17 protein-coding genes are annotated in these 20,480 nt (G+C 57.8%); 11 read left to right on the forward strand and 6 right to left on the reverse strand.

Going from position 1 to position 20,480, the window contains the following annotated elements:
• The first annotated feature begins 108 nt into the window (after positions 1–108).
• The 5 genes from rapA to QWI16_RS08355 all read left to right on the forward strand — a co-directional run bounded on the left by rapA (position 109) and on the right by QWI16_RS08355 (position 7,498).
• Complete coding sequence (rapA, locus tag QWI16_RS08335) at positions 109–3,048, forward strand: RNA polymerase-associated protein RapA (RefSeq protein WP_302712341.1); 2,940 nt, start codon at positions 109–111, stop codon at positions 3,046–3,048.
• A gap of 76 nt (positions 3,049–3,124) precedes the next feature.
• Positions 3,125–3,412 (forward strand): hypothetical protein, encoded by a 288-nt coding sequence (locus QWI16_RS08340; RefSeq protein WP_302712342.1) that lies wholly within the window; start codon positions 3,125–3,127, stop codon positions 3,410–3,412.
• Between the two features lie 168 nt (positions 3,413–3,580).
• Positions 3,581–5,395, forward strand: a complete 1,815-nt coding sequence (locus QWI16_RS08345; RefSeq protein WP_302712343.1) for an NPCBM/NEW2 domain-containing protein — start codon at positions 3,581–3,583, stop codon at positions 5,393–5,395.
• 95 nt (positions 5,396–5,490) lie between these two features.
• Positions 5,491–6,030, forward strand: a complete 540-nt coding sequence (locus tag QWI16_RS08350; RefSeq protein ID WP_302712344.1) for a PH domain-containing protein — start codon at positions 5,491–5,493, stop codon at positions 6,028–6,030.
• Positions 6,017–7,498 (forward strand): PH domain-containing protein, encoded by a 1,482-nt coding sequence (locus QWI16_RS08355; protein WP_302712345.1) that lies wholly within the window; start codon positions 6,017–6,019, stop codon positions 7,496–7,498. Before QWI16_RS08350 ends, QWI16_RS08355 begins: the two co-directional genes overlap by 14 nt.
• Before the next feature lie 52 nt (positions 7,499–7,550).
• Here QWI16_RS08355 and QWI16_RS08360 read toward each other — a convergent pair whose 3' ends face one another.
• Complete coding sequence (locus QWI16_RS08360; protein ID WP_302712346.1) at positions 7,551–9,260, reverse strand: DEAD/DEAH box helicase; 1,710 nt, start codon at positions 9,258–9,260, stop codon at positions 7,551–7,553.
• A 420-nt stretch (positions 9,261–9,680) separates the two neighbouring features.
• Here QWI16_RS08360 and QWI16_RS08365 point away from each other — a divergent pair, with 420 nt between their 5' ends.
• Both QWI16_RS08365 and QWI16_RS08370 read left to right on the forward strand, forming a co-directional pair.
• Entirely contained in the window at positions 9,681–10,520 is an 840-nt protein-coding gene (locus tag QWI16_RS08365; protein ID WP_302712347.1) for a 4-alpha-glucanotransferase, read from the forward strand.
• 9 nt (positions 10,521–10,529) lie between these two features.
• On the forward strand, positions 10,530–10,919 hold the full coding sequence (locus tag QWI16_RS08370) for an HIT family protein (protein WP_302712348.1): 390 nt from the start codon (positions 10,530–10,532) through the stop codon (positions 10,917–10,919).
• Here QWI16_RS08370 and QWI16_RS08375 read toward each other — a convergent pair.
• The 4 genes from QWI16_RS08375 to QWI16_RS08390 are packed head-to-tail and all read right to left on the reverse strand — an operon-like array spanning position 10,914 to position 14,247.
• A complete protein-coding gene (locus QWI16_RS08375; RefSeq protein WP_302712349.1) occupies positions 10,914–11,570 on the reverse strand; it encodes a hypothetical protein in 657 nt (218 codons plus the stop codon). The two genes, QWI16_RS08370 and QWI16_RS08375, sit on opposite strands and share 6 nt — an antisense overlap.
• Positions 11,571–11,581: 11 nt before the next feature.
• A complete protein-coding gene (locus QWI16_RS08380) occupies positions 11,582–12,154 on the reverse strand; it encodes a TMEM165/GDT1 family protein (RefSeq protein WP_302712350.1) in 573 nt (190 codons plus the stop codon).
• A 7-nt stretch (positions 12,155–12,161) separates the two neighbouring features.
• A complete protein-coding gene (locus QWI16_RS08385) occupies positions 12,162–12,692 on the reverse strand; it encodes a DUF3806 domain-containing protein (protein ID WP_302712351.1) in 531 nt (176 codons plus the stop codon).
• Complete coding sequence (locus tag QWI16_RS08390) at positions 12,676–14,247, reverse strand: FMN-binding glutamate synthase family protein (RefSeq protein ID WP_302712352.1); 1,572 nt, start codon at positions 14,245–14,247, stop codon at positions 12,676–12,678. Before QWI16_RS08390 ends, QWI16_RS08385 begins: the two co-directional genes overlap by 17 nt.
• 96 nt (positions 14,248–14,343) lie before the next feature.
• On the opposite strand from QWI16_RS08390, the gene QWI16_RS08395 reads away from it, so the two are divergent.
• Both QWI16_RS08395 and QWI16_RS08400 read left to right on the forward strand, forming a co-directional pair.
• Positions 14,344–14,751: a hypothetical protein gene (locus QWI16_RS08395; RefSeq protein WP_302712353.1), complete on the forward strand. Its 408-nt coding sequence runs from the start codon at positions 14,344–14,346 to the stop codon at positions 14,749–14,751.
• A gap of 17 nt (positions 14,752–14,768) precedes the next feature.
• Positions 14,769–15,524: a DUF748 domain-containing protein gene (locus QWI16_RS08400; protein ID WP_302712354.1), complete on the forward strand. Its 756-nt coding sequence runs from the start codon at positions 14,769–14,771 to the stop codon at positions 15,522–15,524.
• Between the two features lie 60 nt (positions 15,525–15,584).
• Here the strand turns inward: QWI16_RS08400 and QWI16_RS08405 are convergent, their stop codons facing one another.
• Positions 15,585–18,530: a TonB-dependent receptor gene (locus tag QWI16_RS08405; protein ID WP_302712355.1), complete on the reverse strand. Its 2,946-nt coding sequence runs from the start codon at positions 18,528–18,530 to the stop codon at positions 15,585–15,587.
• A 219-nt stretch (positions 18,531–18,749) separates the two neighbouring features.
• On the opposite strand from QWI16_RS08405, the gene QWI16_RS08410 reads away from it, so the two are divergent.
• Positions 18,750–19,325, forward strand: coding sequence for an RNA polymerase sigma factor (locus tag QWI16_RS08410; protein ID WP_302712356.1), 576 nt, complete (start codon positions 18,750–18,752; stop codon positions 19,323–19,325).
• Entirely contained in the window at positions 19,322–20,308 is a 987-nt protein-coding gene (locus tag QWI16_RS08415; RefSeq protein ID WP_302712357.1) for a FecR family protein, read from the forward strand. The genes QWI16_RS08410 and QWI16_RS08415 overlap by 4 nt, the downstream gene beginning before the upstream one ends.
• Positions 20,309–20,480: the final 172 nt, after the last annotated feature.

The following is a 20,480-nucleotide window of genomic DNA, read 5'->3' on the forward strand; positions in this document are numbered from 1 at the left end:
AATACGTCGGCTAAAAGGCGCGTATTTTAGCAAAAATGGCGCTTGCGGTTCAGTTTATGGCCCACTCGCAGTATGATGCGCGCCCGGAAAGACAAGCGAGAGGTCAGTGTGTCGCAAGCAGCAGTTACCGTCGGTCAGCGTTACGTCAGTGATACCGAGCCCGAACTGGGGCTGGGAGTGGTGCTTCAGATAGACGGTGGGGCCGTGGATATCGGTTTCCCCGCAGCGGGGCAGAGGCGCACCTATTCTTTGAGCGAAGCGCCGCTGAGCCGGGTGCGCTACACACCGGGCGAGCGAATCAAGCATCAGGACGGCCAGGCTGTGGTGGTGGCCGAGGTGATCGAGCAGGGCGGTTGCCTGCTCTACCAAACCCTCACCGAGGACGGTCAGGCGCGGGCTATTCCGGAGTTTGAGCTGGACAGCTTCGTGCAGTTTAGCAAGCCTCGGGAGAGGCTCTTTGCGGGTCAAATCGATAAAAGCAACCATTTCTCTCTGCGTTACCACAGTCGCGTCCTGCGCCACCGGGTAGAGGCTGAATCCACCTTTGGCCTGGGCGGTGCACGGGTGTCGCTCTTGCCTCATCAACTATACATCGCCTCGCAAGTGGCAAGTCGCTACGCCCCGCGGGTCTTGCTGGCCGATGAGGTGGGGCTCGGAAAGACCATTGAGGCGGGCCTGATACTGCACCGCCAACTGCTGACCGGGCGCAGCAAGCGCGCTCTGGTACTGGTGCCCGACTCACTACTGCACCAGTGGCTGGTGGAAATGCTGCGGCGCTTTAATCTCGCCTTTACCCTGCTCGATGAAGAGCGTTGCCTCTCGCTTGAGGGCAGAGATGTCGACGGCGAAGAACCGGAACTCTCGCCGGAGGGTGCCGAGCCGGCGGAGGGTGAGATCAACCCGTTCGAAAGTGCGCAATTGGTGCTCTGCTCGCAGAGCTTTATCGCCGGCAGCGAGCGGCGTTTGCAGCAGGCGCTGGCGGCCGATTGGGATTTGTTGTTGGTGGACGAGGCTCACCATTTGCTCTGGAGCGCCGAGGGCGCGAGTGCCGAATACCTGGCTGTTGAGCAATTGGCGCGGCGCGCGCGAGGGCTCTTGCTGCTCACGGCCACACCGGAACAATTGGGTCTTGAAAGCCACTTTGCCCGTCTGCGCCTGCTCGATCCCGACCGCTACTACGACCTGGCCGCGTTTATCGCTGAACAGAAAAGCTATCAGCCCTTGAGTGAGCTGGTTGAGCAATTGCTTGAGCGGCGCCCCGTCAGTCCCGAGGAAATGGCAGAACTGCCAGAGAATGTGACCGGTGAGCTGGCGCAGTTTTTGGACGCGCAGAGCATTGAGCGGGCTGCCTGCCAGGCGCGCGATACTTCATTGCAGGGGGCGATTGACGATCTGATCGACATATTGCTCGACCGCCATGGCACCGGTAGAGTTCTGCTGCGCAATACCCGGCACGGGGTCGCAGGTTTCCCCGAGCGTGAGCTGCACCGGTACGAAATTCCCATCAGCGATGAGGACGCCGAGGCGCTCGCGGCTGAGCCGCTGCGTGTGCAGCTGCACCCCGAAGCTTTTTGGCAAACAAAAGGGGATTGGTGGCTTCACGACCCTCGAGTGCTCTGGCTCAGGGATCTGGTGAAAGAAAAGCGTGGCCAGAAGATTCTGGTGATCTGCGCCGACGGCGACACTGCGCAATCGCTCGAGCTCTATCTGCGCCTTCGCCATGGCGTCGCCTGTGCGGTCTTTCACGAGGGCATGAATCTGATCGCCCGCGACCGCGCGGCGGCTTATTTCGCCGACAGCGAAGAGGGCGCCCAGGTACTCATTGCCTCGGAAATCGGCAGCGAGGGGCGCAACTTCCAGTTTGCCCAAGATCTGGTGCTCTTTGACCTGCCTCTCAACCCGGATTTGTTGGAGCAGCGTATTGGCCGGCTGGATCGCATTGGCCAGGCGGGGCGCATTCACCTTCATGTGCCCACCTACTGGGCGAGCAGGGCTAGCGCCCAGGAAAAGCTCGCGCGCTGGTACCATGAAGGGGTAAATGCTTTCGAGCACACCTGCGCCATTGGCCATGCCGCCTACGTCGAGTTTGAAGATCGGTTGCTTGAGGCTCTAAGCGCCGATGAAGACGAGCCCATGGACGTCTTGATCGAGCGCACCGCGGCGTATGCGCAAACGCTCAACGCCGAGCTGCAGGCCGGGCGGGATAAACTGCTGGAGCTGAACTCCTGCCGCCCCGGTAAGGCCGAGGCTATTGTTGATAAGCTGGCCACTCAGGACAACGACAGTGAGCTGCCCGAGTATTTGATGCGCGCGCTGGACAGTTTTAATGTGGACTATGAGCGGCACAGCGAAAACAGTTGGGTGCTGCACCCCGGCGAGCACATGCGCGTGGATCCCTATCCGGGGTTACCCGAGTCTGGCCTGACGGTAACCTTTGACCGCGAGCAGGCACTGTCGCGCGATGACATGAGCTTTTTAACCTGGGAGCACCCTTTGGTGCGCGGCACTTTGGAGCTCATTGCCGATACCGAGTTTGGCAACACAGCGGTGGCAACGCTTAAATTGCCGCCGCTTAAGCCGGGCACTCTGATGGTGGAAACGGTTTTCTGTCTCTACAGTCCGGCCCCGGCGCACCTGCAACTGGGCCGCTACATAACGCAACCGGTTATGCGCGTGCTGCTCGATACTCAGGGCAAGGATTTTGCGGCGGTGCTCAGTCCGGATAAACTCGATAAACTCTTGCAAAAAGTGCCCCGTGCCAGCGCCCAAGAGTTGGTCCGGCACAGCCGTGAACAGCTGGTCTCTATGCTCGATGCCGCCGAAGCCAAAATTGCGCCGCTCAAGCTCGAGCAGATTGCCAGCGCGCAGCGCAATCTCGAACAGGATATCGGCCGTGAAGTGGAGCGTTTGCGCGATCTCGCTCGGGTAAACCCGAATATTCGCGACGAGGAAATTGAGCATCTCGAGCAGCGCCTGGCGCAGAGCGTTGAGCATTTGCAGCACGCGAGCCTCAAGCTCGATGCGGTACGGGTGATTATCGCCGTGTAACACTCACCGGTTTACGCCGCCAAAATCCGGTGGCGTAAGCCGGTGACCCACTGCTTTTCTTATACAGAGGAACGACATGTACATTTTCTCGGCCGATGCGACTGCCCGTAAAGACATTGACGAAGACGTTAAGCAGGGGCAGACGGTCCCGTTTATTGTCTACATCCATTTTGCCGACTTATTCGGCGCCGAGCAGCTGTGCAAGATTTATTTGATGCGCGCCGGTTTTACCGACATAAAAATCCACAACCGCAAAGCGGTTGCCGCGTCACTGCTGCAGGACGAGCGTGTGGTCGCCGCCGACAAGGCGCTGAGCGAGGCCGTCGAGGGCGGCTATCACATCCAAATGTTTGACGATTTTTAAAACTCCCTCACACCCGGCAGTACGGAAAGTCCAGGCTGCCGTCTTGCGCTGATCGCCCCCCCGACTTGATTTTTCCCGCTCGCACACGCTATAAACGCAGGTGCTTCGCGCTGTTTTTGCCCAGGCAGTGCCAAATTAAAATAGACACAACGACTATAAGGGATGCTTATGTCGGCCTCGACGATCAAGGCCGGGCGTGTGCTGCAGGAAAAATGGGCGCTCCCCTGGTTAAGCAAAAGTAGCGATCTTTACCCCTGGATACTGGCCATCATATTGGTCAATTTTCTCCTGATTAACGGTGCGCCCCACGGCGGTGACATCGGCTATTGGAAAAGCTGGGTGCGGCAACTACAGCTTGGCGGGTACCTGGCCTTTGAGGGAGACTACCCTCCGGTTTACATCCACTGGTTGTATCTTGTGGGTAAGATTTATTCGGCGCTCAGCATCGCCGTTGAGCCCAACAGCTTTTTAAAATTCCTCGCTCAAGTACCGGTGCTGACTTGCCATTGCTTGTTGGCTGTGATCACGGCCCGCTGGGCAGAGCACTGTCAGCTAAGCCGTGAACATGCCCAAAGAGCCATGGCCTTGGTGTGCTTTAACCCCGCTTTGTTGGTTGATGGCCCGCTGTGGGGCCAAGTGGACATTCTGCCGACGACCTTTGTCGTGGTGGCGCTGTTTTTCGCGCTGGTTAAACGCCGCATGGATATCGCGGTGCCGCTGTTTGTATTGTCTCTGCTGACCAAGTTTCAGATGATCGCCTTTGCGCCTGTGTTTGGTGTGCTGGCTCTGCGGCAATTTAAGCTGTCATTGCTGGGTGCACTCTATTCGCTGGTGGTTGTTCTGCTGGCGTTTTTACCTTTTCTTGTGGTGGGCAAAGCGGTAGATGCCTTTACCAACGCTTATATTCACACGCTCGGCTCCTACCCCAAGGCCACGTTTAACGGCGCCAATCTGTGGTTTCTGCTGGCGGGCAATATGGCACCGGATGACCTCAATATCTTTACCGGTGAGGCTGGTGGTTTCTGGGTGGTAAAACACACAGGAATGCTGGCGTTTGCCCTGGTGTGCCTGCTGGTCTTTGCCACCGGAGTCTACCGCCAGTGGCGCTGCGCCGCAGGCGAAAGCCCAGTCGCCGAGCGCTCGGCAGAGGCACTTTTGTACGCACTGGTGTGTGCCTCGGCGTTTTTTGTGATCTTGCCGGCCATGCACGAGCGCTACATGATGCCTGCTGTGGTCATTGCTATGTTCTACGGCTTGTTGGTGCCCTGGGGTTTTTACCTTGCGCTGGTGCTGGCTTTGGTCTCTTCGCTCAACATGATGTTGGTATTCGGTGTCAGCGGCCCATTTCTATGGCAGTCGCTGGCGGCCATGTCGGTGCTGATACTGCTGGTATTGATGCTGGTGGTATTTCTCGGTCAGGCGCGGGTCAGCCGCGGTTTTCACCGGCTGGTAGACTCTCTGCGCCGACCGATCGTTGCCATTGTGGTGGCGGCCCTGCTGCTCTGGGGCTTTGCCTACTATCTGCATCAGTCGTATCGGGTGCTGTTTCCCGAGTTGCAGGAAGGGCAAAAGCTTTTGCGCCAATTTCCGATTCTCGATACTCGCCAGTCTCACGGCGTCATGCGCATTAATAGCAGTTTCGATGGCAATATTCTCTCGGTGGCTGGTACGCGTTATCGCGAGGGTATTGGTGTGCACGCCGACTCGGTGATTGTTTTTGATCTCGATGGCAAGGCCGCTCGCCTGAGTATCATGGCGGGGGTGGATGATGAGGTCGGTGCCGCCGAGGTGGAATTCAGCATCCGAGAGGGCGCGGACATACTCTGGCAGTCGGGCCCGGTGTTTGGTTACGAGAGAGAGCCGGTCCGTGCCGATATCGATGTGAGCGGCGTGGATGAGCTGAGTCTGGTAGTCAGCGCCCGGGGAACGGACAGCTGGGACCATGCCGACTGGATCAATCCGGTGATTACCCTGGCCGAATAGGCGGCGGCGAAACGTCCGGCAGCGGGCGTTACCGCTTGCTATAGCGCCCCGTTAGCCTGCAAAATCTCGCCATAACAATACAGGCAGGGATTTTTATGCAGATTCAAGACGCGGTTGTCGAGGCCGCCCAGCTGCCGCCACTGTTGTCAGAGCCGTGGCGGCCCATTGACCCCTCTTACCAATCCGTATTGCGCATTGTGGTGTGTCTGGTGGCTTTGCTGCCATTGGCAGCTTGTGTGGCGGTGGTGTTGTTCGAGCTCGAAGGGCTGGTACTGCCCGCAAAGCTCTTGGCGGCACTTATTCTGCTTTTGGTGGTGTTCTTGCTGTTGGTGTGGGTGCCGCGCCGTGTGGCGCATACGCAGTACCTTTTGCGTGAGCTGGATGTGCACAAGAGCACGGGCTATTGGTGGCACGCCACGGTTTCGGCGGGCCATAATCGTATTCAACACATCGAAGTCACCCAGGGCCCTCTGGAGCGAGTTTACGGATTGAGCAAACTGGTCCTCTACACCGCAGGCGGCGGTCAATCGGATATCAAGATCCCGGGCTTGCCCAGTGAGACGGCCAAGCGACTGAAGAACTACCTGACCGACCGAATCACCAGCGAGGCGGCGACCGACGATGACGGCGAGTAACTGGCAGCGTGTCTCGCCGGTGGCGACCGTCTACTTCGCCCTGAAAGGCATTCCTCATCTGGTGAACCTCTGGCCTCTATTGATTCCGGCGTTGGCCGGCGGCGAAGCTTTTCGCAGCGTGCTACTCGTTTACGCAGTGCCTGTTCTGTTGTTGCTGGTGCTGGTGGGGACTTTTTTGCAGTATTGGTTTTTTTCCTACCGAATTGAAGACGGGCGTCTGCAATTGCGCTCGGGGGTGCTCAACCGCAAGCGTTTGACGCTGGATTTTGAGCGCGTGCAGCAGGCGGATATCGCACATCCGTTTTACTTCCGCCCGTTTAACTTAGCCACGCTTGGGCTGGAAAGCGCGGGCTCAGCGCAACAAGAGGTGGATATACCGGGCATTTCTGTCGCCACCGCCGAGAGTCTGCGCCAGCGAGTGCTTGAGGTTCAGGCGCACAAGCAAGACGATGCAAGCGCCCAGGTGTCACCCGCCGGGGCCGATTACCGGCTGGCGTTGTCCACTGGCGATATTGCCCGCTATGGCTTGATGCAAAACACTCTGCTGTACCTGGCGCCCCTGGCCGCTCCCTTTGGCCAGCAGTTGGGGCCGTTGCTTGAGTCCAGTGTGGCTTCGCTGGAACATTCACCAATCTACAGCCTGTTTCTCTGGCTCAGCGATCAGGTGGCGGTTTCTGTTGCTGTGGTTATGGCTGTATTTGCGGTCATCGTCGGCAGCGGGGTACTTTTCGGTCTTTCGGTGCTGTTGGCGCTGGTGCGCTACTGGGGCTATGAGTTAACCCGCGTGGGCGATCGCTTTCAGTATCGCGCTGGTTTGACCACTGTGCGCACACGTGGTTTTAGAGAACATAAGTTGCAAAAGGTGACTATTGTCCAGGGTGTTATTGCCCGGCTGCTAAGCCGGCACACCGTACATATCAGTAAGGCCGGTGGCCTTGTGGCGCAGCAGGGAATGCCAGCGCAGCAGCGCTTTATCATTCCCGTGCTGGACTTGCTCAATCTGGTGCTGCTGCGAGGTGAGCTCAACCTCAGCCGCGCGCAGTGGCAGCCTGTACATGCGGTCTTTTGGCTGTGGCCGTTGATTCTGTGGGCCGTTTTTTTGCTAGCAATGTGTCTGGTTGCTATGTGGTGGCTCAGTGGGTGGGTGTGGCTTTCGCTGTCGCTCTTACCCCTGTTGTATTTGATCGGTCGCAGGCGCTGGCACTGTATGGGATATTTTGTCGATGAGCGATGGCTGGCCGTGCGTACGGGTTTTATTGGTTTTAGCGAGCAGTGGCTGCCGAGCGCAAAGATTCAGAAAATTGAAGTGAGTCAATCGCCGCTGCTTCGGTCTTTGGGGCTTGCCCACGTGCGGGTGTGGAGCGCCGATGGGGCGGTTACGGTGCCCTGTATTGCGAAAGCGCGTGCCGACGAGCTGCGCGATCAACTCTTGGCGGATGTAGTGACCTATGAATTGCCTTGGTTGTAAGCAAAAAAAACGCCGGGAAATCCCGGCGTTTTTCAATTAACGCCTGGCGGCTTTAGCGTGCGGCAAATTTTTTCTTTTTGGCCTTGGGTTTTTGATGCGCTTTGCTGCGCACCGGTCCCCGGTCTTCACTGAGCGATAATACCTGTCCGCGCACATGAATACCGGCGATTTTCTGTGCCAGTGGCGCCGGCATATCGTTGGGCAGATCCAAGGTGGTAAAACTGTCAAACAGTTTTATCTGGCCGATAAACCGGCTTTTTAGTCCGGCCTCATTGGCAATGGCGCCGACGATATCACCGGGACGCGCGCCGTGATTGCGGCCCACTTCAATACGGTAGCGCTTCATGCCCTCCTCGGGCCCGCGATTGGTCCGCGGGTTGCGCTCTTTGCGCTCGCGCGGTTCAGAGGCGAACTCGGGCTTAAGGTCGGTGAGCTTGACCTGCAGCGGGCGATCTTTTTGCAGCAGATAAGCCAGGGCCATGGCAATTTGCTCTGGCTCGGCATCGTGCTCACGGCAATAATTTCCCAGCAGCTCATCAAAGAAGCTCAGGTCCTGATCGCTTTGCAATACCTCGGTGACGCCCTGCAAAAACTGATCAACCCGCGCGGCGGTGACGGCATCGCCGCTCGGCAGCTTCATCGGTTCAATACGCTGGCCGGTGGCCTTTTCGATGGCGTAGAGCAGACGTTTTTCCCGCGGTGCGACAAACAAAATGGCTTTGCCCGAGCGGCCGGCACGGCCAGTGCGGCCGATGCGGTGTACATAGGCTTCACTGTCGTAGGGGATATCGTAATTGATCACATGGCTGACACGCTCAACGTCAATGCCGCGGGCGGCGACGTCGGTGGCAATGAGGATGTCCAGTGACTTGTTTTTCAACCGCTCGATGGTGCGCTCGCGCAGCGCTTGGTTCATGTCGCCGTTAATGGCCGCGGCACTGTAGCCGCGCGCTTCGAGTTTTTCGGCGAGCTCGACAGTGGCGGTTTTGGTACGCACAAACATAATGATACCGTCGAAAGGCTCGACTTCGAGAATACGGGTGAGAGCATCGAGCTTATTGGCGCCGCTGGCCATCCAGTAGACTTGTTCAATGTTGGCGCCTGTGCTGCTTTCGCGGGTAATCCTGATCTCTTCAGGTTCGCGCAGATAGGTGCTGGCCACGCGGCGAATTTCTTTGGGCATGGTGGCAGAGAAGAGGGCAGTCTGACGGTTTTTGGGTGTGTGTTCCAAAATCCAGGATACGTCGTCAATAAAGCCCATACGGAGCATCTCATCGGCTTCATCCAACACCAGGTTCGTCAGGTGAGACAAGTCCAGGCTGCCGCGGCGCAGGTGATCCATAACGCGGCCGGGGGTGCCAACCACTACCTGAGCGCCGCGCTTGAGCTGACGCAGTTGTCCGCGCATGTCTTGGCCGCCGTAAATCGGCAGTACATGGAAGCCGGGCATTTCACTGGCGTAGCGTTGGAAGGCCTCGGCCACCTGAATAGCAAGCTCGCGGGTGGGGGCAAGCACCAGAATCTGTGTGTTCTGGCTGCGGGTATCGACTTGCGAGAGCATTGGCAGGGCAAAGGCAGCGGTTTTACCCGTGCCGGTTTGCGCCAGGCCCACAATATCTTTGCCCGCCAGCAGCGCCGGAATAGCCTGAGCCTGGATGGGCGAAGGCGTTTCATAGCCAACTTTGGCGATGGCTTTTAATACCGGCTCTGACAGTGCAAGGTCGGTAAAGGTAATCGAATCTGACAAAATTTCTGAAGACATGGTATTTCCAATAATGGCGCCGCAGTGCGCCGGAACAAATGTGGCGGGAGCAAACGGGCTCCGCCGTGAGTCGGAGATTGACTCGGGCAGTCACCGGCCAGAGGCCGGGCAGGCTGTGCAAGCAGCCGGGTGCAACAACACACATAACCACAGGTGCAAACGCGGGTGGTTATTCGTCGAGAGGTAAGGTCGCTAAAGCAGAAGAAAACAGCTTGGGGCGATACACCTGCAAGGTATACACACTGGAGACTTTCTCCATTCAGTATGACCCCAGGTATTTGCGCGGAGAAGCCCGTCAATGACGGCTTGTGACTTGAGGTTTCACTGATGGCGCGGAGTATAAGTCATTGCTCACAGTTTGACCAGCGATTTTTTTACGGTCGTGTTACTCTCTTGCCAGTTTAGATCGAGAAGCCCTGAATGAGCACGGATACATCACAACGTCATCTTTCCACCACCGCGCTGGCTCGCGCTATCGGTAAAGACAGCAAGGAACTGTTTATTCTGCTGGCCAATAGCCGCTGGATTGTGAAGGTGGACAATCAGTGGCACCTGACGGAAAAAGGCCGGTTTGAAGGTGGCACTTACGCCAATCACCCCAAGTACGGTGAGTATATTGTCTGGCCCGAATCCCTGCGCCATCACCCGGTGATGGGGTTATTGCCCGAGGCACCTTTAAGCGCTCGCAATCTTGCGCAAAAGTCGGGCTTGCCGGCGCGACTGGTCAATCTTTTACTGGCTGAGCGCGGCTGGATTAAACGGCATGTGCACGGCTGGCTGCTCACCGAGGCGGGCAGGGCATTGGGCGGTCAGCAGCACGAGAGTGAGACCACGGCCATTCCCTATGTGAGCTGGCCTGAGACACTGCTGGACAACCCGACGTGGCAGCGGGGGGTGTCTGCCCTTGGCCCGGCCGCGAGTGGAACCCTCGATGGTCATATACTGAGCGATGGTCCGCTCAGATTCATCGACAATTGGCTCTATGTGGCGGGCCTGACCCACGCTATTGGCCACGAGCTTATGCTCGGTGGTGCAGCCGGGGGCCAGGTCAAGGTGGACTTTTACCTGCCCGGGCCCGGGGTGGCCATTGTCTACTGGCCGGAGCAGCCGGCGCCCGGCAAGCTTGCCGATACGCTCGAGGTGCGCGAGAAACTCAAGTCAGCGCACTGCCCGGTGATTGAACTTGAGCACGGGCATCTGGATAATCTGGACGAACATCTCGCAAAAGCGTTGATGAAATTATCCATCGCAGTCTACTAAGGAGCGGCTATGGCCAGTGTATTCAGTAAAATTATCGCCGGTGAACTGCCGGGCCACTTCGTTTGGCAAGACGATACCGCGGTGGCCATTATGACGATTGCCCCGCTTAAAGCAGGGCATGTATTGGTCATTCCCCGAGCCGAAGTGGATCACTGGTACGATTTGCCCCCCGAGACCATGGCGCATTTGAGTACCCTGAGCCAAAAGGTGGCCAAGGCCATGCAGCGCGCGTTTCCCGCGACCCGGGTGGCCGTGATTATTGCCGGGTTGGAAGTGCCGCATACGCACCTGCATTTGGTTCCCATGGACGACATGGGCGAGCTGGATTTTGCCAAAGCCCGCGAGGCCAGCGCCGAAGAGCTCGCCGCCAACGCCGAGAAAATTCGCCAGCACTTATAGCGGGCGCTGGCTGTCCCGCCAAATCAGCCCATTCAGGCCGTAAAAGAGCACCATGGCCAGAGCAAAGTACCACTCCACTAGGTTGTGCAGCTCATACTTGTTGTCAGGCTGGCTGATGGTGATGGCCAGCGAGGCCAGCCCCAGCAGCCACTGCGCTATAACGCAGGCCCACTGGGTTCTCACCCAGCGCCACTGCCCGGAGCTGAGTTGCGCGCGCTGACGCTTCAGGGCCGCCAGCGCCAGGAGTTGCCCCAAAAGTCCAAAGGCAAAGTAAAACGTAATGCCAAAACGGCGCATAAAGCGGTAGACATCGCCCTCTGAGCCGAGGAAGTTAGCGTAGAGCGCCAGTGCGAAAGCCGAGATGACGGCGAGAATAGCAAGGCTCAGGTAACGGTGCTCGGTGCCCGCCAGCTCATTCAGCCAGCGCCGGTGCAGGAGCCAGTAGCCCGCGAGCAGAGGCGTCAGTGGTAGCATCAGGCCACGAAACCAGAAAAGAGAATCACCCTCGCGAACGGCGCGGCTGATGGAGGTGCAGCCTTCCCAGAAGGGGAAACACACCGGCGCTTGCGCCTGCCACAGAGCAATGCCGTAGCCCCCACCGACGGCCAATAGAGGCACCAAAGTGTTGAGCCAGGCGAGCAGTTGGCGCATAGTGGCCTCCTTCAGTCGTGCCAACCCTGCCAAAAACTTGCCAGGGCGAAGCCCAGAAACAACACAAACGCCAGCCGATGCACCCAGGTCATGGGGATTTTGGTCAGCAGCCAGCGCCCCGCAAACACTACCGGCACATTCGCCAGCAGCATACCCAGTGTCGTACCTATAATGACCATTAGCGTCGCCGAGGCGTAGTGCGCCGCCAGCACCACGGTGGCCACTTGAGTTTTGTCCCCCAGTTCGGCGAGGAAAAACAGTACGCAGGTGGCGCCGAAGGCTCCGAGGCTGGCAAAGCGCCCGGGGTTATCATCCTCTTTGTCGGGGATCAGGGTCCACACCGCCACGGCCAGGAAGCTTAGACCAATCAGCCAGGGCAGCAGATTCGGGGCTATCCACTGGCCGAGCCACTGGCCGAGCCAGGCCGACAAGGCGTGGTTGACGACAGTTGCCAGCAAAATGCCGGCGCAAATGGTGACTGGGCGACCGTAGCGGCCCACCAATAGCAGCGCCAGCAACTGGGTTTTATCGCCAATCTCGGCGATAGCGACGGCGAGGGTTGAACTCAGCAATGCTTCCATCATGCGCCCGTCAGTAAGGCGTGTACTGGCGCTCGCCGCCGTAGGGCAGCTCCGGCAGGCTTTCGGCTATAAGCTCCAGCGCCTCGACATAGACTTTTTTGACGTCGGGCTTGAGCCCGGCAGCCATACGCCGCGAGAGCATGGTGACAGGAAAAAGGCACTCGTTGACGGACGCGGCGCACAGCGCCCGTGAGCGGCCGAGTTTATCCTCGTAGACTTTCCACTCCAACTCCGGCTCGGCCACGATCATGGCGTCGCCCAGCACCACGCCCAGCGCCTGCAGCGCCAAGGTGTCGCTGGCGCCAATAAGCTCGCGATCCACGATTCTCTGCAGAGTACTCAAGTCGGTCTTGTCGCCGCGAAGCGGTGTGCCCAGCTGCTCTTTGGTCAGACGGTCGACACGGGCGCGCTGGTTGGAGAGAAAACTCTCGTCCGTCCAACTTAAATCGGTGATGGTGACAGTGGCGCTCGGTTCCTGGGCCAGGGTGCTCGCCGAGCAGAACACCAGCAGGGCGATCAGTGCTTTAAACGTTGCGTTCACGGTTAACCTCATCTTTTACGCTTTGGGCGCCGGTGAGGGCGCGGGGCTGTTCTTCATCGTCTATCAGAGTCACAGGCTCAGGGTGAAGTTCACTCAAAGGTGCCGAGAGCCCCGAGGCCATGACCACATGCACATGATCGCGCTTGAGTTTGCGCGGTTCTGTCACACCGCAGGCATGGGCAATCAGTCCCACGCCGTAGGTCATATTGCGTTGGTAGTGGGCCACGCGGGTGGCCTTGTCGGCCGGCACCAGCCCGCGTTGCAGCTTGGGGTCGTGAGTGGTCACGCCCGTGGGGCAGGTGTTCTTGTGGCACTGCATGGCCTGAATGCAGCCGAGGGCAAACATAAAGCCGCGGGCGCTCACGGTAAAGTCCGCGCCGCACGCCAGTGCCCAGGCCACTTTTGAGGGGGTCACCAGTTTGCCCGAGGCAATCAACCGGATGCGACCTTTTAGCCCCGCCTGAGTCAGTAAGTCGCTGACCCACGGCAGGCTTTCTTTTAACGGCAGACCGACGTAATCCATCAGCGGCTGCGGTGCGGCGCCTGTGCCACCATCGCAGCTGTCGAGAGTAATAAAATCCGGTGCCCGGTCGATGCCGCGCTGCTTGATGGCCCCCACCAGATCCACCAGCCACTGTTTGTCACCCAGAACGGCCTTGAAGCCCACGGGCTTGCCGGTAATCTCACGGATGTGCTCAATCATATCGAGCAAGTCATCCACCGAGCGAATATCCGGGTGACCGTTGGGGCTGATGGAGGCGTGGCCTTCTGCAATGCCCCGTATCTGCGCAATCTCGGCAGAGACTTTCTCACCGGGCAGGATACCGCCTTTGCCTGGTTTGGCGCCCTGGCTCAGCTTGATTTCGAACATGCGTACCTGCTCGTGAGCGGCCAGATCCCGCAGTCTGTCGTCACTCAAGTGCCCCTCGGCGTTGCGCACACCGTATTTGGCCGTGCCTATTTGAAACACGATGTCGCAGCCGCCCTCCAAATGGTAGGGCGAGAGACCGCCCTCGCCGGTGTTAAGCCAGCAACCGGCTTTAGCGGCGCCGGCGGAGAGCGCCTGTATGGCCGGCCGTGACAGGGCGCCGTAGCTCATGCCGCTGATATTGAAAACAGCGCTGGTGGTATAGGGGGTGCGACAGTAGGGGCCTATAGTGACGTCCGAGGGCAGGGCTGCATCTTTCTCTAGGGTGGGAAAGGCCGAATTGAGAAACAGGACCGTCCCTGTGGGCGAGAGGTCGCGGGTGGAACCAAAGCCGATGTTGGCGTCGACGTTTTTGGCCGAGCGGTAGACCCAGGAGCGCTCGGCGCGGTTAAAAGGCATTTCCTCGCGATCCATGGCAAAAAAATACTGCCGAAAAAACTCACCGAGATGTTCAAATAAGTAGCGAAAGCGGCCGATCACCGGATAGTTACGGCGTATGGTGTGGGTGCTTTGGTTCACATCCACAATGTAGAGCACGATCACTGTGATGACAGCGGCCAATATCAGGCCGATAAAAATCATCTCAACCACGCTCAGAATACTGAGCGCCCAGGGAGTCTCTTGCATAGTAGTGCTACCGGTAGTGCAGTCTGTCTGGTCGCGCTATGATAGGGCTTTTAGGGTGCCTACGGCAAAAGCAATTACAGCGAAATGGAGGTGAATATGGGTTGGTTTACCCGATTGATGGTGTTGTTACTGGTATTGGCAGCCATTGCCGGAGGTGCGGCGCTCTACTGGGGCTATGCGCAGCAGCAGGTGTTGACGGTACGCGTGGCGACATTGGAAAAAGAGCTGGCGAGTGTGAAGAGCGAGTTGGCCAGCACCAAGAGCAAACTGCAAGCGATGGAGCAGGATTCGGTGGGCACCATGGTCAAGCGGGCCAATGAGGTCATCGTCAAGGGGTGGGACGCCATTGTCGACTCGGTAGAAAGTGAACTGTCCCGGGCGCGCGATGCTCTGCAGCATCTTGATCAATCTTCATCCAGTGACGGCGTCGCCCCTGACCCTGCCGAGGGCAACTCGTCATCGAGTAACTCAATTGAAGACCAAGAGCCGGCGATTCAACCGTAAACAACAAGGAGCGAGATGTGAAAGCATTAAAAATTGTATTGATTGTGCTGTTGGTGATTGTGCTGCTCATCGGTGGCGGTATTTTTCTGCTGGTGAAAAACCTCGATGGACTGGTCGCCAGGGTTATTGAAAGTGTCGGTACCGAGGTGCTGCAAACCGAAGTCAGCCTCGATTCGGTGAATTTTGAGTTGGACAAGGGGCGGGGAGAGTTGCACGGGTTAAGCATCGCCAATTACCCAGGCTTCGAGCAGCCGACCCTTTTTAAGCTCAATCAGATCGCGTTACAAATTGAACCTAGCTCGGTCAACAGCCAGGTGGTAGTCATTGATGAAATTCTGGTGGATGGCGCTCACTTGACCGTTGAACACACGGGCGTGGCCAAGACGAACATCCAGACGCTGATCGATACGGTCAAACGAGGCTCGACGCAAACCAGCGAAAGTAAAAATTCTACGCAAGAGCCGCGTTTTATGGTTGAAAAACTGAGCTTCACTGACATTTCCATGGATGTGATTTCTCCCCAACTGGAAAATCGTACGGTGACCTTGCAAGACATTCAGCGTGAGAATCTGGGCACGCGCGAGCAAGGCCTTACCGGTCCGGAACTGGTCGAGGCGGTTATTCAACCGATTATCGATAGAGCCAAAGCCGAACTGGAAGGCGAAGTCCGCGCTCGAGCGACCGAAGAGGCGTTAAAAGCCATCGATAAGAACTTGTCAGAAGAGGACAAGGAAAAGCTAAATCAGTACAAAGATCTGCTCAAGCAGCAGTAAGCCAAGCTCCATGGGCAAAAAGAACCGGGCCTGGCAACAGGCCCTTTTTTTTAGGCCTGTTTAGTCTTGCCACTGATACCTTAGCCCCAGTAAAAAGCGGCGTCCGTTTTCGTAAAACCCCTGGGGAATGCCGCTGGCGCTGCGGATGTAAATAATTTCGTTGTTTAAATTGATGGCCTCTAGCGACACACTCAACTCGTTGCTCAGGTACCAGTGCAGGCTGCCATCGAGCTGCGAGTAGGCGGCTGTTTTACTCTGACTGCCGGCGATAACTTCACCGTAAGAGCTCGAGCGGTAGTTGTAGGACAGACGCGCATCCACACGGGCGTTTTCGTAATAGACCGAGGCGTTAAATTGGTCCCGCGAGTTGCCCGGTAGTTTGATGGCCGTTAGCCCCTCAGGGGAGGGAACATGAGCGTCGGTATAGGTGTAATTGGATTGAACCCCAAAGCCCCAAGCGATGTCCTGTTGCCAGCGCAGCTCAATACCACTGATGCTGGCGCCATAACTGTTGCGGTTGGTGGTGATGTTTAAGGTTCGTCCGTCGATTTGACGCGTCTCGGTGGTGGGGTAAACAAAGCTGGTGATGTCTTTATAAAATGCGGTAATCGCAAGCATTGAGGTGGGGGAAGGGTACCACTCAACGCCGATATCAGCCTGATTGGCCTGGTAGGGATTAAGCTCGGGATTGCCCGCCAAGCCCGAGCCACTGGTCGGGTCAACGATCAGCCCCGGGGCGATGTCCTCGTAGTTCGGTCGTGCCATGACCTCGGCAAGGGAGGCGCGAACAATGGTCGACTCGCCCACTTGGTAGCGCAGGTTGATACTGGGTAAAAGGTGCCGGTAGCGCCGCTGGTACTCAACCAGCTGCTCGCCCAGGTATCCGCTGGACGCCTGTTCAGTGGCCACCGCTCTGACGCCCGCGTCAATGTGTAGGGGGCCAAATTCAAAGGCACCTTGCACATAGGCGGCCAGTGAGTCTTCCTCTATGCGGTAGTAGGCACTCGGGTCATTGCGATAGGCGAGTAGGCCCGTCTGGTACGCCGGTTGTATCACCTCTTGCAACAGGCGGGCATCGGTGCGTGCGTATTGACGCACATTGCTGACCTCCGGTACCTCGGGCAAGAGCAAGGGCGTTAACTCGTGGGAGACTGCGGCAAGGGAGGTGGATGAGAGCGACTGCCAGCGCGGATGGTTGGTGTCGATTTCACCGAGGATACGCGTGTTGACCACCCCGTGATCGCGCCGTTTGAGGCCCGCTTTGAGTCTGCTCATCCATGGGGCGGCAGGGTGGTACTCAATGTCAATTTGCCCGTAGGTTTCACTGTTTTCCATGGCCCGTATCCAATCGCGCGAGTCGGCTGAAAAGCTGCTCATGGCGCTTGCGCTTTTGGGGTCGAGGTCGAGGTAGTTTACCTCGACTCTATCGGGGCTAAGTGCGAAGGCAAAACGGGTGTTGCCGGCAAAGCGATAGAGGTAATCATGGTCTGTGCCACCGGTGGACTCGGTATGGCCCAGCTGCCAGTGGAGCTGCCACCGTTCGTCCGTGTAATAGGTTTCCCAGTCGCTGACCCGGGTGTCGATATACCCCTGTCGATAGATGGCATCGAGCAGCGCGCCGGTGCTGTCGGCGTTGCTGAGCAGGCCGCCGGTAAGGTTGAGGTAGCCGTCCTCGCTCGTCTGAAAAACCGGGTTTGTTACGGTGGCGGGAGGCGTTTCACGCAGCTTGAGCCCACCGGGGGCAAACAAATAATTGTGATTGACGCTGGCGATATCCATTTGCGAACGGAAAATATTCAGCACACTGTTCCAGTGGTCATCGGGTGCCCATTGCAGGGTGAGATTCCCGGTGTTGTGCGAGCGATCCTGCTCCAGCAAGGCGGTGCCGCCGCCCCAAATGGCGTAGACATTCTGGGTAATCTCGCCTTTGGGTTCGGTGATGGTGTAGAGAGTGTCATTGGCGAAGGTTTCCTGGCCATCGCGCCGGCTGCGTCGATTTTGTACATTGAAACTGGCGAGTACGCCAAAGGTGTCGTCGGTGTTGCTCCAGCTTCCGAGGGCGGACGCCTGAGGGTCCCAGTGGGCAGACAGTTCGCTGTATTGCTGTTCAAGCTGCACGCTGATGAGCTGGTCGGCCACAGACAGGGGTTGACGGGTCCTGACAATAACGGTTCCGCCGATGCTGCCCTCATCAATGTCCGCTCTCGGGGTTTTGTGCACTTCTATGGATTGCACCAGTTGCGAGGCGAGGGTGGAGTAATTAAACCCGCGGCTCAGGTTGTCATTGGCCCACCAGTAGCTGGAGGCGACGTGTTGACCATTGAGCAGTGTGCGGTTGATGTCTTTATCGGTGCCGCGAATATTGACGTCGCGTCCTTCTCCCCACAGTCGGTCAACGGAGACACCAGCGACGCGCTGCAGCGAGTCGGCGACGTTGCGATCGGGGAATTTACCAATATCGTTGGAGGTGATGACATCGATCACATTGGGCGCCTGGCGCTTTTCGGTAAGGCTCAACCTCAGTGAGTTGCGGATGCCAGTCACGTAGGTTTCTTCCACGGCCATGCTGTGCGGGGTATTGGGGAGTACTGGCTCGGGGGTCAGGCTGGCGTACTGTTCTTGTTCGGGGGAGTGAATAACCAGGGCATTATTGCCGCTGAAGGTGAAGCGTAGTTCGCTGCCCGCCAGCAGCCGCATTAAAGCTTGCTCGTGGCTGAAACTGCCGTGCAGGGGTTGGGTGGTGATATCAGGCAGGATGTCGGAGCGATAGAAAATTTGCATGCCCGATTGATCGGCGTAGCGCTTGAGCGCATCGGCCAGTGGCAGTGCGGGTATGTCAAAGTGCTGGCTCTGCGCCATTTTATTGTGGGCGTGATCGTGCTCGCCAGCAACGGATGAATCGGCTATACCCAGGCACGCCAGCAGGACGCTGAAACAGATGGCAAGCAGGCGTTGCCCGGGCATTGCACGTGGCAGAGCGCTTTGCAGAGCGTCGGAAACTGGCATTATCGAAATCGGGTATTCGCTCGTAGGCATGGAAACATGCGCTATTTTCCGCAAAAATACAAGACATAGGGCGTAAAGCCCGGCTTGTGGTAGCTTTGACTAAGAGCGCTTGTGGGTCTGGTAAAAAAAATCGTAAAAAGTGTCGGGGAAAGGATCGCATTGGCGTTATAGGCTATGGCGTAGTGTTTTTATTGATCGTGGGCCGGAGCAAAACAAACGATGGCAGTACCCAGAGTCAATCTCAGGTTGGTGGACTCCAACCGTGAAGCGGATCTGCTCAGCCTGAGTCAGCGCGAGTATGTCGAGCAGCTCTACGGTCGTTACCGTGGGGATTTGCACGGCTACATCGCTCGGCTCTTGCCGTCGGGGGCCGGTGATATTGAGAGTATTTTGCAGGAGACCTATGTGCGCTTGTTGCGTCAGGACAGCCTGGACAAACTCAGCGACAACGCCCGTGCCTATATATACACCACGGCCACTAATCTGGTTCGCGACAGCGTGCGTCGCCACGTAAGACAAAAGGGTGATTGGCATGAGCCGCTGGATGAAACTGCGCACCCGGTGGATGAGCACTCACCGCAACACGGTGCTCAGTGGCAGCAATCGCTTGAGCGCATACGGATGGCGCTTGCCGCGTTAAAACCTGTGACACGCGATGTGTTTATTCTGAGCCGCTTTCACGAGTACAGTTACCCCGAGATTGCCGAGCGGTTATCGCTGAGTACGCGCAGTATTGAACGACATATGAGCAAGGCCTTGAGCCATTTACGCAAGACACTGGATGATCTGTTATGACGCACGAGGGTGCTGACAAAAAACCCATTGCCGATACAGCGGCTGACTGGTTTGCCCGCCGCCGTGGTGCTCGGCTGTCCGCCTCCGAGGAGCGCGCCTTCGAGCAGTGGCTGGCCGCGAGTCAGGAGCACACCCTTGCCTATGCCCAGTGTGAACTGGCTTGGGAGCTGAGCGCCGCCGTGCCTGAGCCGGCGCTGTCGCGCTCGCTCACGGCGAGTGCCAGTCCTGCAAAAAGCCGCTATCGCGCACTCTCGCCCTGGCGCATGGGCGGGGCGGTGGCGGCGAGTGCGCTCCTGGTTTCGGCCCTGTTGCTCAGCCGCTCTCCCGATTTGTCAGATCATTATCAAACCGAGATTGGTGAGCAACGGGTTGTTCACTTGGAAGATGGCTCATCGGTGATGCTCAACACCAACTCGGCTCTTCAGGTTCGTTATTCGCGCACCGAGCGCCACTTGCAGCTGACCCGCGGGGAGGCATTTTTTACCGTGGCGAAAAATCTGGACAGACCCTTTGTGGTTGAGGTGTCCGGTAGCGAAGTCAGGGCTCTGGGAACGGCGTTTAATATCGAAAAAGGTGTTACCGACATTGAGGTGGCTGTCACCCGGGGTCTGGTGGAAGTGGCCGCACCGGCCCGCTTTTGGCAACCTGAGATCAGTACACGTCTCGAGCCCGGGCAAGGTGTTCACTGGCGGGCGGATGATCAACAAGCGCTCAAACCGCAAGCTGTGAACCTCGAGCGGGTCACCGCCTGGCAGGCGAGCAAACTCTATTTTGAGGGCGAGCGCCTCGCCGATGCTTTGGCCGAGTACAACCGCTACACTCGTCGTCAATTTGTGTTGGTGGATGACGATCTCGCCGATGAGCGCATCAGTGGCGTGTTCAATCTGGGGGATGACGAAGCGCTCACCTTCGCTCTGGAAAAGAGCCTGGGCGCGCGCGTGGTGGCCACCGAGAATCGGGTGTTGATACTCGCCGACCACTAAACGTTTTTTCTTTTCTTGTCTTAGCTCGGCTAGCCTCGGCTGCTGAGACGGCCCCGTCTCTACGATAAACGAGTCAAGCCCCTGCTAATGCTATGGGGGGGGTGCGGCCAATAAAAAAGGCGCCCGGAGGCGCCAAAACAAGAGGACGTTTCCGGCCGTGGCCGGTTAGGCT

The organism is Gilvimarinus algae (assembly GCF_030518215.1).
Lineage (GTDB): Bacteria > Pseudomonadota > Gammaproteobacteria > Pseudomonadales > Cellvibrionaceae > Gilvimarinus > Gilvimarinus algae.

What these genes read in the sequence shown, in the direction of transcription:
- QWI16_RS08340 (WP_302712342.1), top strand. Translation starts at nt 3,125, where the DNA reads ATGTACATTTTCTCGGCCGATGCGACTGCCCGTAAAGACATTGACGAA.
- QWI16_RS08345 (WP_302712343.1), top strand. Translation starts at nt 3,581, where the DNA reads ATGTCGGCCTCGACGATCAAGGCCGGGCGTGTGCTGCAGGAAAAATGG.
- QWI16_RS08350 (WP_302712344.1), top strand. Translation starts at nt 5,491, where the DNA reads ATGCAGATTCAAGACGCGGTTGTCGAGGCCGCCCAGCTGCCGCCACTG.
- QWI16_RS08355 (WP_302712345.1), top strand. Translation starts at nt 6,017, where the DNA reads ATGACGGCGAGTAACTGGCAGCGTGTCTCGCCGGTGGCGACCGTCTAC.
- QWI16_RS08360 (WP_302712346.1), bottom strand. Translation starts at nt 9,260, where the DNA reads ATGTCTTCAGAAATTTTGTCAGATTCGATTACCTTTACCGACCTTGCA.
- QWI16_RS08365 (WP_302712347.1), top strand. Translation starts at nt 9,681, where the DNA reads ATGAGCACGGATACATCACAACGTCATCTTTCCACCACCGCGCTGGCT.
- QWI16_RS08370 (WP_302712348.1), top strand. Translation starts at nt 10,530, where the DNA reads ATGGCCAGTGTATTCAGTAAAATTATCGCCGGTGAACTGCCGGGCCAC.
- QWI16_RS08375 (WP_302712349.1), bottom strand. Translation starts at nt 11,570, where the DNA reads ATGCGCCAACTGCTCGCCTGGCTCAACACTTTGGTGCCTCTATTGGCC.
- QWI16_RS08380 (WP_302712350.1), bottom strand. Translation starts at nt 12,154, where the DNA reads ATGATGGAAGCATTGCTGAGTTCAACCCTCGCCGTCGCTATCGCCGAG.
- QWI16_RS08390 (WP_302712352.1), bottom strand. Translation starts at nt 14,247, where the DNA reads ATGCAAGAGACTCCCTGGGCGCTCAGTATTCTGAGCGTGGTTGAGATG.
- QWI16_RS08395 (WP_302712353.1), top strand. Translation starts at nt 14,344, where the DNA reads ATGGGTTGGTTTACCCGATTGATGGTGTTGTTACTGGTATTGGCAGCC.
- QWI16_RS08405 (WP_302712355.1), bottom strand. Translation starts at nt 18,530, where the DNA reads ATGCCAGTTTCCGACGCTCTGCAAAGCGCTCTGCCACGTGCAATGCCC.
- QWI16_RS08410 (WP_302712356.1), top strand. Translation starts at nt 18,750, where the DNA reads ATGGCAGTACCCAGAGTCAATCTCAGGTTGGTGGACTCCAACCGTGAA.
- QWI16_RS08415 (WP_302712357.1), top strand. Translation starts at nt 19,322, where the DNA reads ATGACGCACGAGGGTGCTGACAAAAAACCCATTGCCGATACAGCGGCT.